Origin of the sequence: Ensifer sp. WSM1721 (assembly GCF_000513895.2) — a bacterium.
GTDB lineage: Bacteria > Pseudomonadota > Alphaproteobacteria > Rhizobiales > Rhizobiaceae > Sinorhizobium.
This window is the reverse complement of the sequence record NZ_CP165782.1, coordinates 2,230,607-2,247,213: the sequence shown is the minus strand read 5'-3', so window position 1 is coordinate 2,247,213 and position 16,607 is coordinate 2,230,607. Positions and strand designations below refer to the sequence as shown.

The window sequence follows — 16,607 nt, the reverse complement described above, 5'->3', positions numbered from 1 at the left end:
GGTGGGGTTGAAGCAGTCGTGCGGCCCAGGAACCGCGCGGGGAGGTCTATGCGTTGGCAGAGACTGGGATGGAGCTGCGCGGCAACTTCGCGAATGTGGACCTGGATGCGTTGGTCGACAACCGGGTCGTGCGGACCTGGCTTTATTTCGGCATGTTCTGGCTGATGGTGACGCCATCCGTCGGCGTTTTGATCTCAAGCACCTTCAACTACCCCGACTATCTCGGATCGGGGAATCTCGAGTTCACCTTCGGCCGGCTGCGCCCGGTCCACGTCAACGGTGTCATCTTCGGCGCCTTCTCGACGCTTTTCATCGGTCTTTGCTACTATCTCGTGCCGCGTCTGTCGGGGGTGCGGGTGATATGGTCGGAGTGGTCGGTTCTTCTCGCATGGGTCTGGAACATCGCAACACTTGCCGGTTTGGTCGGCTTGCTGATCGGCGACAGTGACGGTTTGGAAGCCGGAGAGCTTCCGCTCTACGCGAAGGTCGCATTCTTCATCGTGGTGGCTGTTGCTACCGCGCAGTTCCTGATCACGATCAGTCGAAGGCTCGAGCCGGCGATCTATGTCGCGCTATGGTACCTGATCGCCACTTTCGTGTGGACGACGATGAACTTCGTGCTTGGAAGCTTCATCCTGCCATACACGATCTCCGGCATCAACAGCGCCGCCTTCCATGGTCTCTATCTCCACTACATCGTCGGGCTGTGGCTAACGCCCGCAGGCTACGTGATCATCTACTATTTCCTGCCGGTCAGCGCGCGAAATCCGCTCTATGCCCATAAGCTGTCGCTGGTAGGCTTCTGGTCCCTGGCATTGTTCTACCCGTTCGTCGGCATCCACCATTACCTCTACAGCCCGATCGCCGACTGGGCCGAGACCTTGGCCGTCGTCACGTCGATGCTGCTGATCATTCCGGTGTGGACGGTGCTGGTGAACTTCTTCGGCACCATGATGGGCAAGTGGCATGAGTTCGGCAGGAACCTGCCGGCGAAGTTCCTGATCATGGGCTCGCTCATGTACCTCGTCGGCTGCTTCCAAGGCTCGACCGAGGCGCTGCGGCAGTTGCAGCAGCCGACCCATTTCACCGATTTCGTCATCTCGCATTCACACCTTACCGTGTTCGGCACCTTCGTCGTCTGGGCGATGGGGGGCCTCATCTATACTTGGCCGCGCCTGTTCGGGCGCGAACTGTGGTCATTCAAGCTCGGCAACTGGTCGTTCTGGCTGATCACCGTCGGCATCGCGACCATGGGCCTGGTCCTCACAGCGGGCGGGCTGCAGCAGGGTTATCAATGGATGAATGGGGTCGAGTGGCTCGATTCGCTCGTCTGGGTGAAGCCCTACTGGCTGGCGCGGACACTGGCAGGCATCAGCATGGATATCGGCATGTCGCTGCTGGTGGTGAATCTGATGCTGACCGCGCTGACCAGCCCGGCCGCTGAGGCGCGACGCGTGCGCGGGCCGGTGGAGGCGCCTACCCCGGCCCCGGCGGGAGGGCTCGCACGGTGAACGTTCGCTTCTTCGCGCTGTTCGCCGGTGTCTTTTGCGTCACCCTAGCGGTGATCACGCAGGGCGTACTGCCCTTCGTGGAGCCGTCCTCGCGTACGACGCGCGTGACCTCGGTGGTGCGCACGGATTTCGGCCAGTTGAAATGGATGGTTTCAGAGGCGACGGACTACACCGAGCAGCAGCTTCGCGGCCGCAATATTTACCTGCGAGAAGGCTGCTGGTACTGCCATTCGCAATTCGTGCGGCCAGTGACCGGCGAGATCCGCCGCTGGGGACCGGTCAGCGAGGCGGGCGAATACGCCTATGACGTGCCGCACCTGTTTGGCACACGCCGGATCGGACCGGACCTGACGCGCGTCGGCCTGAAATACAGCGACGAATGGCACCTGGCGCACTTCTACGATCCGCGGATGCTGGTGCCGGACTCGATAATGGCGCCGTATCGCGGCCTTTTCCACGAGCCCGATGCAGCCGTCCGTATCGTTGACGACGGCGCTGGCAATCGGACCGTGGAAAGGACAGAGGTCACCGAAGGCCTGTTCGACTTCGACAGCCAACGAGCGATCCAGTTGACGCCTAATGCGGACGGGTTGCTGTTCGTGCCGCTGGAGGCGCGCGAAAGAAAGCCGATCATCCTGACGCCGAATGACGAATACACAGGAGAAACCGTCAGCATCGCGGCGGAAACGGAATCGTTGGCGGCGCTCGTTTCCTACGTCCAGAAGCTCGGCACGAACCGGGGTAAATGGCGCGATCTTTTCGAGCCGCAAAGCCTGGAGGTCATGGATGCGACGATGCCGCGCTCCGAGGAATGGATTGCTTACGGCAAGGAAGTCTATGAGCGCCGCTGCATCGGTTGCCACGGTGTCAAAGGGGACGGAAACGGGCCGGCCGCCACCTTTATGTTTAACCAGCGGCCCAGGGACTTCACGTCCGCAGTCTTCAAGTTCAGGCTGACAAAGGAGCCCCTGCCGACGGACGGCGACATGCTGCGCACCATTACTCGCGGCATCCGCGGCACGGCAATGCCCCCTTGGTACGAACTGCCGCTCAATGATAGGCTGGCGGTGATCCAGTACATCAAGTATGAGCTAGCGGTTGACCGTTCCGATCCCGCCGGTCCTTACGCTTTCTTCGTCGAGGAGCCGCCTGGCCCACCGTTATATATCGGGCGCCCGCCGACCCCGTCCCAGACGATACTGGACCGTGGCAAGGAGGTTTGGCAGGCGGCGAAGTGCTGGGAGTGCCACGGCCAAGGGGGCAAGGGCGATGGCGAGAAAGCCGCCGGTCTCAAGGATGACCTCGGCTTCCCGATGGTGCCGGCCGACCTCACCAGCGGCCAGTTCAAGTCTGGCCCGGCCGTCGAAGACATCTTCCGGACGATAACTACCGGCCTCAGCGGCACGCCGATGCCGTCCTATCGGAATGCCTTTCCGGACGAGGACCGGTGGGCGCTTTCCTATTTCGTGGTGGCGCTTTCCGCCTATAAAGACCCGCTCTCGCTGCAGCCGCTCTCGATCACGAAGGAGGCCCGCGCGGCACTGAACGATCTGGAACTGGTCGCTGACAAGCCTGAGCGAGCCTATGTGCCCGATCCGTCGGTGCCGGCGTCCGGCCCGCCAGCTCCGCCTGGCGAGGAACAGGCACCCGCCGGAGGTTAGCGCATGCTCGGTTTTGAAGTCACCGGACCCTATGTGGGCGCCATGCTGATGAGCCTGGCGGCCCTGTTCTTGTTCATCTGGGGCGTCCTATCCGGCGCGTTGACCGGCACCGACAAAGCCGCCAACGGGTTTTTTGAAAGGGAAATGGAAAATGAGCGATCTGCAGAGCAGCGATCCGGAGAGCCCGAGGCATCCGGAACTGGATGTGCGTCAAAGCTCGCACCCTGAACTGGAGGACTATGCCGGCGGCCTGATACAGGCGCGCGTGGGATTCATTCCGCTATGGCTTCTCGTCGTCTACGTGCTGCTGTTCGCCTGGGGGCTGTATTACATGTATGTTTATTGGGGCGGGCTCGGCCCCGGCCGTCTGTTCTAAGAAGACTGTCGCAAGGGCTGATTAGGCAGGAGTGATGGAGATGCTGATAGCCAAAATTCTCCTTGGGGTCGCCGCATTGAACCTCCTTTTCCTGGGCTTCGAGGTGGCGATAAACGTGCTTCGTCTTTATTTCGGCTGACATAGGAGCTGCGGATGCTACAGGACACCGTGTTCAAGCTCACTGACGCCGGCTTGCCGCAGATGCTCGGCTTTCTCATCTATGGCGGCTGCACCGTCGGCTTTATCATCTATCTTTTCTATCTTGTGCGGCAATAGCGGCGCAGCGCGACGCCAATGATCTACTACCTCGTGATCTTCGCCGCTGGATTTGCAGGCAGCTTTCATTGCATCGGCATGTGCGGCGGCATTGCCTGCGCGCTGGGCCGCGATCAGCGAGGCGGAGGCGCAACCGTCCTTCGCCACCTGCTCTATAATACCGGCCGCTTGACAACCTATTGCTTTCTGGGCGGGCTCGCGGGTGTGATTGGTCAGGTCATCTGCACCACGCAAGGTCTAACGGCGCCGCCGCTGTTGAACGGCTCCCTCGACATCGCCCAACGAATTCTAGCGATTGTCGCTGGCCTGCTTATGATTGCCATGGCTTTGCAGTTCTTCGGCTTGCTGCAGGTTTTTCATCGCCTTGCGATCGGATTTGGCGGCAGCACATTTGCACTGTCCCTGCGCGGTCTGTTGACGGCCCGCAGCAGCGCCGCACCGCTCGCCCTTGGCGTTTTCAACGGCTTCCTGCCATGTCCCCTGGTGTATGCCTTCACCGCCCAGGCGGCGAGCACCGCCGGAGCGCTTCCCGGGTTCCTCGTCATGGCATGGTTCGGACTGGGTACCTTCCCCGCTATGTTGATGATGGGTGGCGTTGGCCGGATACTCGGGCCAGCCTCGCGGCGGCGCGGCGTGCGGCTGGCTGGTGGCTTTATTCTTTTGCTCGGTCTCATCACGCTCGGCCGTGGTCTCCTGCCTTCTCACGCGCATATAGGCCTTGGCTGGCTGAACGGACATCCCGCATGACTGCGCATGACGACATACTCTGTAGCCACTGTTCACTGCCCGTCGGCCTGCGCCCGATGGAGCGCAGGCTCAACGGTGAGGCTTGCGCATTCTGCTGCTACGGCTGCTGCATCGCCTTTCAGGTGAAGAGCGGCAGATGCGAAGAGTGGGAAGCCGCCTGGCTTCTGATCCAGCTCGGCGTGGGAGGCTTTCTCTCCATGAATATCATGATGTTCAGCCTCCTCCTCTATTCGGACGCGTTCACCGGCGTCGATGCCGGCGTGCTGCCGTGGATACACCTTTTGCTCTGGATCTTCGCAACGCCGGCGGTGGTGATTCTCGGCGGACCCTATCTGCGTGAAATGTGGCTCAATGGCATTCAGGGACGAGTGACGTCGTCGGCACTCATCGTGCTTGGCGTCGCTGCCGCTTACCTCTATTCGGCGTTTGCCGTGTTCGAGGGCCGCACGCATGTCTATTTCGACACCGCCGTCATGGTGCTGATGCTATTCACCGTTGGCCGCTATCTCGAGGCTGTAGGCCGCGCACGGGCGGCGCGTGATCTCGAACCTCTTTTGGCCGCAGAAAGCGAGAGCGCGACCGTGGTCGATGGCGCGGCAGAGATCCGCCGTCCGGTGCGGGAGGTCTCGGCCGGCATGCTGGTGCGGGTCCGGCCAAGCGAGCGCATCCCGGTCGACGGCGTGGTTCTCGAGGGGGAATCGAACACCGATGAAGCCGTGATTACCGGAGAAAGCCGGCAAGTGGCAAAGGGCGCCGGCTCCAAGGTGATTGCCGGCAGCATCAATATCGACGGTCCACTCCTGATCCAAAGCAGCGGTGACGGAACCGCAACCCGCTGGGCGCGGATTTGCCGGTCGGTGCGCGAAGCGCTGGGCCGTCGCAGTCCAACCCAGCGCCTTGCCGATCGCGTCGTGGGCGTGTCCGTGCCGCTGGTCCTCGCCCTCGGCGGTCTAACGATCGTTTACTGGGCGCAGTCATTGCCGTTCGATCGGGCGTTGCTGATTGGCCTCTCGGTACTGGTGGTTGCCTGTCCTTGTGCCGTCGGCCTCGCTGGGCCGATGGCGACATCACTCGGCATCGGCCGGCTGGCGCGGCACGGCTGTCTCGTCCGCGACCCCGGCGTGCTCGAGACTCTCGCGCGTACACGGTTGCTCGCCTTCGACAAGACCGGCACTCTGACTGCGGGCAAAGCGCGTCTCGTCGGCGTCGATCGCGAGGAGGTCGGCATCGACGAAGTACTGGCGCGCGCCACCGGTCTGGAGCGCCTTTCCGAGCATGGTCTGGCGCGGGCCATCGCGGCAGCCGCCGCTCAGCGCGACATCACGCCGCTCGTCACCTGCGATGTTCGGACGGTTCCTGGCCGTGGCATCCGCGGCAGCGCCGAAGGCCGGCCCGTGGCGGCAGGAAACGGCAGATTGATGAATGATCTGGGCTGGTCGCTTCCCCCGTCGCTGGCCGAGCGTGCGCGGTCGCTGGAAGCGAGCGGTCATTCGGTGGTCTATGTCGGTTGGGGCGAGCGTGTATACGCCGTGCTGTCGCTCGATGACTCACCGCTTCCCGAGGCGCATGCCGCGATCGCGGCCCTGCGTGAGCGCGGGCTCGATGCCACCCTGCTGACCGGCGACCTCGCGCAAGCGGCGGAGCGGATCGCGGCCCTGGTTGGAATCAAGAACGTCCAAGCGGGCCTTTCGCCGGAGGCCAAACGGCTTGCCCTGAATCGGCTCCGCCATGATCACGGTTCGGTGGCGATGGTCGGCGATGGACTGAATGACGGGCCGGTCCTGGCCGTCGCAGATGTCGGTATCGCCGTCGGCTCCGCCACCGATCTCGCCCGCGAGACTGCGGCGCTCGTGCTGCCTGCGGATGGATTGTGGATGCTGCCCTGGATCGTCGACGTGGCCCGCGCGGTCCGCAGGACCATCTTAACGAACCTTATGTGGGCGTTCGGCTACAACCTCGTCGCGCTGACGTTCGCAGCATTCGGACTTCTGCAGCCAATCCTTGCGGCGGCGGTCATGGCCGGCTCGAGCATCCTCGTGGTGGTGAATTCGCTGCGGCTGGAGCGGCTGCCCGACCCTGTTCCAGCGTTGATCCCGGAGCAACGATCCGGCACCAAGGCGGATCGTATGCACAATGGCACTGGCATTTCCGCAATGGCCGGTCCGGCCGTAGAGCGGAGTTGAGTGTCGTTGCAGCCAAACACGTTTTGCGTGAAGCGGTCATACGAGCCTTCCGCCGCGCGCAGCCTGCCCCGGGGCCTCGGAGCTTTCCTCGACCTTACTGACAAACCTGATGACGCTCTTGAGCTTCCTGTCGACGGGCTTGTAACGACGGAGTTCGGTAGGACTGTCGGCCCGTTCGATAACTGAATACCGCACGGAAGCCGATTTAACTTTCTCTAGCCTCGCCCATGTCAATGATCCGACTCGATACGCGATCGACGAGATGGCGATCGTGGGTGACGAGCAAGACACCGAGGCCGGTCTCGTGGACGATTTCGAGCAGAAATTCGATGCGTCCTTCTGGCTGACCGGATCGAGGCGCGACGTGGCTTCGTCCGCAAACGGGCTCCTTGCCGTGCCTGAGATGATTGCCGTGACCGATTACTGCGCAACGCTGCCGAGCATGATCTGTCGGAGCCTCGTGCGGGATCCGCGGCTGAAGGTACTGGCGCCGCCCGTCGACCTCGACACTTTTCCAGTGCAGATGGCTTGGCACGTTCGCTACCCGCAGGTGGTTGCGTTCGATGATCGCTGGCCAAGGAAATGACTTCGGAAGAGACCTAAGATGGCTTTCTCGTATCCGTATTGATGTCGGCAAAGAGGCGAGCATCGGAAATCCCGGTCGATGTCGACGAGCGGCAGCAATGGGTCGATCTTTCTGGTTCCCGTCCGTCGCACTCGGGTGGAAACAGGAAGTCCAGCGCGATCGCGTAGAACAGGCCTTTGCGGCCGTAAGCAGTCATCCGGCATCGCGCGTAGGCGCTCCGACAGTCACCACGCGAGCCACCCCGCTGCGTCGCAGAAAGGCGGCCAACGGAGATCTCCATAATCCTTCGAAACGGGTAAAATGCGCCATGCTACGGAGATTAGGACGGTATTGGCGGGCGGCGGATTCTCTCGCGCCTTCATCGAGAATCTGCGGTAGAATATAGAGCCTGCACGCCGGAGAGACAGAGGCGAAAGAGCCATGGACGTCGGTGCCTGGCTTCGGGAGTTGGGCCTTGAGCGGTACGAACGTTCGTTCCGCGAGAATGAGATTGATGCCCGCAGCTTGCCGCAGCTCACCGCTGAAGACCTGAAAGAGCTGGGCGTAACGCTTGTTGGCCATCGGCGGCTACTGCTCGACGCGATAGCTGCTCTGGGTAAGGCGCGGCCAGTCGCCGCAGCGGCCGAGCGAACCGACATCCAAGAACAACAGCCAGCGCGCTCACCCAAAGGCGAAGCCGAGCGCCGCCAGTTAACGGTCTTGTTTTGTGATCTGGTCGGCTCGACGGCGCTCGCTGCGCGCCTGGACCCCGAGGACATGGGGGCGATCATTCGCGCCTATCACAGCCGCTCCACGGACGTCATTCGGAGTTGGGGAGGACACGTCGCGAAGTACATGGGCGACGGTGTATTGGCCTATTTCGGCTTTCCACAGGCGCATGAGGACGATGTCGAGCGAGCGATCCGGGCAGGGCTTGCACTCATCGACTCGGTCGCCGGTCTGAGGACCCCTTCCGATGAGCCTATCGGCGCGCGGGTAGGAATTTCGACAGGTCTAGTCGTCGTGGGCGAGCTGATCGGCGAGGGCGCTGCGCAAGAGGAGAGCGTCGTGGGGGACACGCCAAATCTCGCCGCCCGCCTTCAGACGCTAGCGCAGCCGAACGCTGTCGTGATCGGTCCGACAACTCATCAACTCGCTAGCGGTTTCTTCGAGTATGCCGATCTCGGCAGCCACGAGTTGCAGGGCTTTTCTGAGCCCATACGGGCCTGGCAGGTGATTGGGACGACCAGGGCCGAAACCCGCTTTGAAGCGGCGCACGAAGCTGGGCTGACGCCCTTTGTCGGGCGCGAGCAGGAAATCTCGTTATTGATGGACCGGTGGAGTTACGCCACCGAAGGCGAGGGTCAGGTCGTGCTGATTTCGGCGGACCCCGGCATGGGCAAGTCGCGGATCACCCAAACGCTGCGAGAACACCTCGCCGGAGTGCCGCACACGCGCCTGCGATACCAGTGTTCGCCCCACTACCGCAACAGCACGCTCTATCCCATTATCGACCAGCTCGAACGGGCCGCTGGGATCGGACCCCAGGACGCGGCTGACTCCACGCTCGACAAGCTCGAAACCGTGCTCGCCGGATCCGCCACCAATCTCGCGGAGGTCGTGCCGCTGTTTGCTGCTTTGCTTTCGGTGCCAACCGGGACGCGCTATCCGCCGGTTGATTTGAGCACACCGCGGCAGAAGGAGCGCCTATTGGAAGTCCTGGTAGATCAAGTCGACGGCCTGGCCGCGCATCGGCCGGTCCTCTTCATTTTCGAGGACGCGCACTGGATCGATCCAACTTCACTCGAGCTCCTGGACCAGATCGTCGACCGTGTGCAGAAGCTCCGAGTTCTGATGGTGGTGACGTTCCGGCCAGAATTCGCTCCGCCCTGGACCCACTACCCGCACGTGACGTTTCACTCACTCAACCGCCTCACGCGCAAACAAGTCGATACGATGGTGGAGAGCGTTGCCGGGGGCAAGTCCCTGCCGGCGGAGGTGCTCGACCAGATCGCTGTCAAGACTGACGGCGTGCCGCTGTTCATCGAAGAGCTCACGAAGACAATCCTAGAATCGGATCTCCTCGTCGCGCGGAACGGCAGCTTTGTCCTACGCGGGCCGCTGCCGCCCTTCGCAATTCCGAGCACCCTGCAGGATTCGCTGATGGCCCGGCTGGATCGGCTTGCGCCTGTAAAGGAGGTTGCGCAGGTTGGTGCAGTCATCGGCCGCGAATTTTCACATCAGCTTCTCGCTGCCGTGTCGCCTCTGCCGGAGCCCGAGCTCGAGAACTCTCTCGATCAATTGTTGAAGTCGGAGCTGGTCTTCCGGCGTGGTATCCCGCCTCACGCGACCTACGTCTTCAAGCACGCGCTGGTTCAAGACGCCGCGTATGCCACCCTGCTCCGGAGCAGGAAACAACAGCTCCATGCGCGTGTCGCCCAGGTTCTGCGGGAGCACTTCCCGGCGCAGGCCGAGGCAGAACCTGAGGTCCTTGCTGCTCACTACACGAAGGCAGGACTGACCGACGAGGCCATTACCTATTGGCTATTGGCTGGACGTCGGGCTACGGAACGCTCGGCCAGCGTGGAAGCGATCAGTCATTTAACCGCGGGGCTGGAGCTCTTGGCAGCACAGCCCGATTCACCAGAACGGGCGAAACGAGAACTCATGCTTCAAATCAGCGTGGCGGTCCCGCTGACAGCGGCCAAAGGCTACGCGGCTCCGGAAACAGCCCGGGCCTATACGAGAGCGCGAGAGCTTTGCGGCGCTCTGGGTGATACGACGCAGCTCTTTCCTGCGATGTACGGTGAATGGGTGTATCACATGGTGAAGGCGCATCAGCGGAAAGCGCGGCGCGTCGCACAAGAGTTTCTGCGCCTTGCCGAACAGCATGGGGCTCTCGACGGCATCGTTGTGGCGCATCGCACCCTGGGGCTGACGCTTCTCAACCTTGGACAGCTCTCGGCGGCCCGGGAGCAGATGGAGCAGGTTGTTGCGGTCTATGATCCGGAGGCGCACCGCTCGCTGGCGTTTCGCTATGGTCAGGATCCGCGGGCCGTGGGGCTGTCGTTCATGGCCTGGATTGAATGGCTCCTGGGCTATCCTGATGTGGCGCTGAAACATAGTCAGGAGGCTATCAGTCTCGCGCGCGATCTCGCCCACGCCACGACCACAGCATACGCCCTGAGTGTGGCGCCCTATGTGTATCACTTCTGTGGCGACATTGCCGGAACCCACAAGGCGGCTAAGGCCGCAGTCGCTTTCTGCGAGGAGGAGCGCAACCCATTCTGGCTGGCCATGGCCCGGGTGATTTGGGGATGGGTGCTGGCCGAAGAAGGACAGGTAGAACGAGGCCTGGCCGAGCTGCGTTCGGGGCTCGACGGGTGGCGCGAGACCGATTCGGCATGGCTGTTGCCGTGTTACCATGCATTGCTTGCCCAAGCGCTTGTCAAGGCGGACCGATCCGAGCAAGCTCTCGAAGCGCTCGATCAAGCGTTGGCGACAATGAGAGAGAGCGACGAACGTTTCTACGAATCAGAGCTCCATAGACTGAGGGGCGAGCTTCTCCTACGCCTCTCTCCCCAACAGAATGAGATTCGCGCGGAAATGGAGTACCTCAAAGCCTTGGAAATCGCCCGCAACCAAGCAGCCGCGTCGCTCGAGCTTCGGGCCGGCACCTCGCTCGCCCGCCTGTGGCGCGACCAAGATAAGCGCCCTGAGGCCCGCGATCTGCTCGCGCCGGTCTACCGCCGGTTCACCGAGGGCTTCGATACGGCGGACCTTGGCAGGGCCAAGGCGCTCCTCGATATATTACGCTGACGGGGTGCTGCAGGTGTGGGGTTCCGACAGCCATCTGATCAGTCGCCACTCACCACATCGCCCATGACTGCGGGGTCTCAAGTTAAGCAGAAACGCCGACTCCGGCTCAATGGCAGCCTTCAGGGCGCCGGTACGCCCTGGCGGAAAGATTCCAATTGCTCCGGACGCTCCAGCAACAAACCTCGCTCCTTGCTATGTTCAGGTTCTCCCGCCGAGCTCGCGTGAGCTCAAGGCGTTCAGCCCGATCGGAGAAGCCAGCGGACGTATGCGGGCCCATCTTTGGTCGGCCTCGGGGCTGTCGGAACCGCCACAAACTCAAGCCTCTCGGACAACGCCCAGCGGCTTAATGTCCGCCGCTTCCAACGCATAACGCGCGTAACGGAAGTCACGGATCGCAAGAAGCGAATCCCCGGCCCAGTCGAGGAGAATGAAATAAGCAGGGGTGCGCAGGACGGCGCCTTGCCCAAACACCAGGGCGGCGGGGCGGCCTTCAACGAGGCCGGGGGCGAGCCACCACCGGTCTTCACGCGCGTAGTTCCCGAAATAGGTGGAAACCTTGTCTCGACCGCGCATGACGACCTCGCCGACGAGTTCAGCTTTCGCGTCCTCGGCGAGCCTGTCTCTCAGCGCCTCGAAGTCTCGGGCGTTGAACCGATCAACATAGAAGGCGAGGCTATCCTTCTCCGCGGCCGAAAGAACCGGTAGCGGCTGGTCTTCCGGTCCCGCCGCCATGTCACGCAGCCTGACCCGGCCACGGTGGAGAAGCGCCTTGACGGTGGGCATGGTCATCCCCGTGATCGAGCAGAGCTCGCTCAGCGAGTAGCCGAGCACATCCATCAGGATGATGCTGCTGCGCTCGCGCACCGGCAGCCGCATGAAAGTGCGCAGGCTGGTGGCAGCGATCTGACGCGCCTCGGTCTGGGACAGCGGTTCGGCGACCATCTCGGCCTCCTCTTCTCCGATGAGGTCCGCCCGCTTGGCACGGCGCCTCAGAAAGTCGAGCGCGGTGTTGTGAACGATACGAAACAGCCAACCCTGCGGATTGGCAATCGGTGCTGCTGCTGGCAGCGCTTCCATCGCCTTTGCCAGGGCGTCCTGCAGAACGTCCTCTCCATCGATGACCGAACCGGTCATGCGTGCGCAGTAGCGATGGAGCTTTGGTCGCAACGCGCCGAGCCGCGGACCGAATGTTGCCGCAAAGAGTTCACTGCTCACGGCGTCGCCAATCATGTGTAGCTCGTTGGCAGAACATGCCGAAATTGCCGATGATCTGAGCCGTGCTGCGGACTGGCCCCTCGAGGCATCGCTCGCGAATGCCGCTCTGAAAAGCCGCAAACGCCCCCAGACCGGCGATCGAGTTATCGCCGCTTTGCTCGATTTCCACCAGATGGACGAAGACGTCGCCGTCAAGTCGCAAGGCAGCGTATTTCACGCCCGGCAGCGCCTTTTCGTTCAGTTCGCGAAACACCCCCTCGATCAGCCGCTGATTTTCGTCGGCAGTTTCGGGCTTGGTCTTGTAACGGATCATCGTGCGGTTCATTGACGTACTTCCCGTTGACGGTATCCTCCTGAAGACGTGCGCCGCAGCTCGAAGGATTCACGCGCCGAAAGAAATATTTCCGCGAATCCTTTCCGGCGGTCGGGTCGTCTCTTCTATGTGGTCCGCGTCGAACCCCCATTGGCGTTCGATGTCGCGGAGAACGCCAACCAGGAGACGAGACACATGCCCACCTTTATCATCGAGGGGCCGCAGGGCCTACGAACCGAAGCCAAGGCGACGATGATGGCCGAGATAATGACCGTGCTGGATGAAGCCTATCATATACCGGATGTCCGCATTTTCCTGCGCGAGCACGCTCCCGCCAACGTGGCGCAGGACGGTCGCGTAGAGGCCGAGCCGGTTCGGCCGGTCTGCTTCGTCGAGGCGCCGAAATTGCCCAGCCTCGACGCCCGGCGCGCGCTGATCGAGAAGCTGAATGGCGCGATCGCAAAGGCATTTGCCGGCATTGCCAACACCGACGACATCCTGATCCTGGTCAACGAGTATCCGTTGGAGCTTGCTGGCGCAGGCGGGCGCCTCCAGTCGGAGAACCCCGACATGCTCACAGCGATGGGAGCCGCCGCCGAATAGGCGATGCCGAGCGGGGCGCCCAGGCGCCCCCGCACGCGCCTTCCAGCCGCCCTTGCGATGATCAGGGTGATGCTGGACCTCCTGGCCGACCTGGACGGCAGGATCGCCGAACTCGACGGCGAGATTGCGCGGCGCGCCCGCGGCTTGCTCATATGCAACGAAAAAGCCCCGCATAACGGCGGCGCAAGTCCCGCCTCCAGTTGCCTTCGTAGGAAACGGGGGCGTAGGATACGCCTACGGGACGGATCGAACTGTATGCGCTGCCAACCGCCTATGAAATTCGACCGGCGCTGTGACGCCCCCGTCCTTGGTTCCGCGGGCTTCACGCCGCCTCCCACCTTCGGGAACGGATTCTGACGCGACGTGCCAGTGCAGCAAGACGATTGTCTCACAATGCGCTATTGTAATTCTCCATGTCGAAGGAAACTGGGCAGCCGATTTCACCTGCCGCAGTTGACGGGCAGGATCTGGGCGCTCGCGACCTGATTGCGATCGTAACGGAATTCCTACGCGAGTTGCACCCGCAGCAGGCACGCTCGATCGACGTTGCTCCATCGAGCAGAATCGAGCGCGATCTCGGCATCGACAGTCTCGGCCGAACCGAATTGGCTTTGCGGATCGAGCGCGCCTTCCATATGAAGCTACCCGCCCGCGAGATGGCCGAAGCCGAAACCGTGTCCGATCTTGTGCGGGCGCTGGACCGGGCCCGACCGGCGGGCGAACGAAGCGCTCCCGGCGGACGCCTGACCGCCGTCCTTCCGACCGTCCCCGCTGCGACCGAGGCACGTACACTGGTCGAGGCGTTGGAGCGGCACGAAGCGCGGCATCCAGAGCGGCTGCACCTTACCGTGCTGGAGGACGAGACCACCACCCTCGGTGCCCTTACCCATGCTGACCTCGGCAGGCGAGCGCGTCGGCTTGCCGGCGCACTCGTCGCTCGCGGTATCGCGCCGGGCGATCGGGTCGCCTTGATGCTCCCGACCGGGCTCGATTTCTTTGTCGCATTCTTCGCCATCCTCTACGCCGGCGCCATCCCCGTGCCCATCTATCCGCCGACGCGGCTTTCGCAACTCGAAGAGCATGTGCGCCGGCAGGCCGGAATCCTCGGCAATGCGGGCGCCTCTCTGCTCATCACCTTGCCCGAAGGACGCCGGCTTGCCGGCTTGCTCAAGGCACTGGTCGACTCGTTGAATTCAGTCGATTGCGTCGCGGAGATGGAGGATTCGGCGGCGGAGCCGGACATTGCCCATCACCATGGCGACCCCGCCGCAACGGCGCTTATCCAATACACGTCCGGCAGCACCGGCGACCCAAAGGGCGTCGTGCTCAGCCATGCCAACCTGCTGGCAAACATTCGCGCGATGGGCGATGCCATGCGCGCAGGCTCGGACGATGTGTTCGTGAGCTGGCTGCCGCTCTACCACGACATGGGCCTGATCGGCGCATGGCTCGGCTGCCTCTACTATGGAGCTCCGCTCTATGCGATGTCGCCTTTGAGCTTCCTCGCGCGACCGGAAAGCTGGTTCTGGGCGATGCACAATTACCGCGCGACGCTGTCGGCTTCTCCGAATTTCGGATTCGAGATCTGCCGGAACAAGATCACGGATGCCACCATCGAGGGGCTCGACCTCGGTTCGGTGCGCATGATCGCCAATGGAGCCGAGCCGGTGCGCGCTCGTACGCTCCGCCGGTTCAGCGAGCGTTTCGGTCGTTTCGGCTTGGCCGTGGAGGCAGTGGCTCCGGTGTATGGACTTGCGGAGTGTTCCGTCGGTCTTGCTTTTCCGCCCCTCTCACGGTTGCCACTCATCGATCGGGTGGATCGCGAGGCGCTGAGCACGCGCGGCATCGCCGAAATTGCGCGTGCGGATAGTCCGGCGCTCGAAATCGTCGCCTGCGGCCAACCACTGCCGGGGCACGAAATCCGCATCGTCGATGAAGCGGGCCGCGAAGTTGGTGAGCGGCGGGAGGGTCGGCTGGAATTTCGCGGCCCCTCCGCGACGGCGGGCTATTTCAACAACGAAGAGAAGACACGCGCGCTCTTTCATGATAGCTGGCTCGACAGCGGCGACCGCGCCTATATGGCCGGCGGCGACGTCTTTATCACGGGCCGCGTCAAGGACATCATCATCAGGGCCGGTCGTCACCTTTATCCTCAGGAGATCGAGGAGGCGGTGGCGGCCATACCCGGAATCCGAAAGGGAGGCGTGGCCGTCTTCGGCACGGCCGACCGTGTCGCTGGCACCGAGCGGGTGGTCGTCGTCGCGGAAACGGCCGAGACGGATACGCATGCGCGCGCAGCGATCGAGGAGCGCGTGGTCGCGGCCTCCGCCGACATTGCCGGCAGTCCGGCCGACGAGGTGCTCCTGGTGCCGCCGCGATCGGTGCCGAAGACGTCGAGCGGCAAGCTTCGGCGTGGCACTGCGAAGGCTCTCTTCGAGAGCGATCGTATCGGAACCGCCCGGCGGGCATTTTCGGTGCAATTGTCCGGATTGCTGCTGCTCGGTATCGGCACGCAGATCCGGCGCTTCGCGCGGCTTGCCCGGGATACGCTCTATGCCGTCTGGTGGTGGGCCGTTCTTGGCGTGGCGTTATCAGCCGGATCGCTCGCGGTGCTCTTGATCCCGAGTCTCTCCTGGCGCTGGCGCGCCGTCAGGAGGATCGCGCGCGGCGCACTTGCCGCCATGGGAATCCCGGTTGCGACCGCCGGCATCAATCGCATCCCGAAAGAGGGCGTGATGCTCGCCTTCAATCATGCGAGCTATATGGACGTGCTCGTCCTCGCCGCGGTTCTCTCGGGCGAGCCGGCAATCGTGGCTAAAAGGGAGCTTGCCCGGCAATTCCTCACGGGCCCGTTGCTGCGGCGTCTCGGCATCCCCTTCGTTGAGCGCTACGATGTATCCGGTAGCCTGCAGGACGCCAGGGCGTTGACGGACCTGGCGCGCAAAGGCCGGGTTCTCGTCGTTTTTCCAGAGGGCGCATTCACGCGCAGGGCGGGCCTCTCCGGCTTCTATCTCGGCGCCTTCAAGGTGGCCGCGGAGGCGGGTCTCAAGATCGTTCCGGGCGTCATCCGGGGAACGAGGTCCGTGCTTCGGGGCGAACAATGGTTTCCGAGACGCGCCCCGCTCAGCATCGAGATCGCCGAGGCGGTCGCGCCGACGGGAACGGATTTCGCAGCCATCCTGCAACTGCGCGACGCCGTGCGCGACGCGATCCTCAGGCGCTGCGGCGAACCCGATCTCGGCGGTCTGGCAAAGCCCGAGCCGCCTCCCGCCTGAGATCACGATGATTTTAGGTCGGGTGGACCTAAATCATAAACGTCATCGATTCTAAGGGGTTCG

General features: G+C 62.9%; 11 protein-coding genes and 1 pseudogene. 10 read left to right on the top strand and 2 right to left on the bottom strand.

Annotated features, from left to right (window positions below; genetic code table 11):
- Nucleotides 1-68: 68 nt before the first annotated feature.
- The 8 genes and pseudogenes from M728_RS10990 (at nt 69) to M728_RS10955 (ending at nt 11,138) form a co-directional block, all read left to right on the top strand.
- Nucleotides 69-1,511 carry a cbb3-type cytochrome c oxidase subunit I gene (locus M728_RS10990; protein ID WP_026618949.1) on the top strand — a complete coding sequence of 481 codons (1,443 nt, stop codon included), beginning with the start codon at nt 69-71 and terminating at the stop codon, nt 1,509-1,511.
- Complete coding sequence (locus M728_RS10985) at nt 1,508-3,172, top strand: cbb3-type cytochrome c oxidase subunit II (RefSeq protein WP_026618950.1); 1,665 nt, start codon at nt 1,508-1,510, stop codon at nt 3,170-3,172. Before M728_RS10990 ends, M728_RS10985 begins: the two co-directional genes overlap by 4 nt.
- Before the next feature lie 151 nt (nt 3,173-3,323).
- Nucleotides 3,324-3,548: a hypothetical protein gene (locus tag M728_RS10980; protein WP_014766281.1), complete on the top strand. Its 225-nt coding sequence runs from the start codon at nt 3,324-3,326 to the stop codon at nt 3,546-3,548.
- A gap of 153 nt (nt 3,549-3,701) precedes the next feature.
- A complete protein-coding gene (locus tag M728_RS10975; protein WP_026618952.1) occupies nt 3,702-3,824 on the top strand; it encodes a hypothetical protein in 123 nt (40 codons plus the stop codon).
- Between the two features lie 18 nt (nt 3,825-3,842).
- Nucleotides 3,843-4,571, top strand: coding sequence for a sulfite exporter TauE/SafE family protein (locus M728_RS10970; RefSeq protein ID WP_026618953.1), 729 nt, complete (start codon nt 3,843-3,845; stop codon nt 4,569-4,571).
- A 56-nt stretch (nt 4,572-4,627) separates the two neighbouring features.
- A complete protein-coding gene (locus M728_RS10965; RefSeq protein WP_026618954.1) occupies nt 4,628-6,754 on the top strand; it encodes a cation-translocating P-type ATPase in 2,127 nt (708 codons plus the stop codon).
- 349 nt (nt 6,755-7,103) lie between these two features.
- Nucleotides 7,104-7,326: pseudogene (locus M728_RS10960) on the top strand (LysR family transcriptional regulator); the annotation flags it as partial.
- Between the two features lie 434 nt (nt 7,327-7,760).
- Nucleotides 7,761-11,138 (top strand): AAA family ATPase, encoded by a 3,378-nt coding sequence (locus M728_RS10955; protein ID WP_026618956.1) that lies wholly within the window; start codon nt 7,761-7,763, stop codon nt 11,136-11,138.
- Between the two features lie 315 nt (nt 11,139-11,453).
- Here M728_RS10955 and M728_RS10950 read toward each other — a convergent pair whose 3' ends face one another.
- A complete protein-coding gene (locus tag M728_RS10950; protein ID WP_084044273.1) occupies nt 11,454-12,368 on the bottom strand; it encodes an RNA polymerase sigma factor in 915 nt (304 codons plus the stop codon).
- Nucleotides 12,343-12,678, bottom strand: a complete 336-nt coding sequence (locus tag M728_RS10945) for a hypothetical protein (protein ID WP_051440813.1) — start codon at nt 12,676-12,678, stop codon at nt 12,343-12,345. The genes M728_RS10950 and M728_RS10945 overlap by 26 nt, the downstream gene beginning before the upstream one ends.
- Before the next feature lie 183 nt (nt 12,679-12,861).
- Here M728_RS10945 and M728_RS10940 point away from each other — a divergent pair, with 183 nt between their 5' ends.
- On the top strand, nt 12,862-13,269 hold the full coding sequence (locus tag M728_RS10940; RefSeq protein WP_026618958.1) for a hypothetical protein: 408 nt from the start codon (nt 12,862-12,864) through the stop codon (nt 13,267-13,269).
- Between the two features lie 413 nt (nt 13,270-13,682).
- Nucleotides 13,683-16,544: an AMP-binding protein gene (locus M728_RS10935; protein WP_034883015.1), complete on the top strand. Its 2,862-nt coding sequence runs from the start codon at nt 13,683-13,685 to the stop codon at nt 16,542-16,544.
- Nucleotides 16,545-16,607 lie beyond the last annotated feature (63 nt).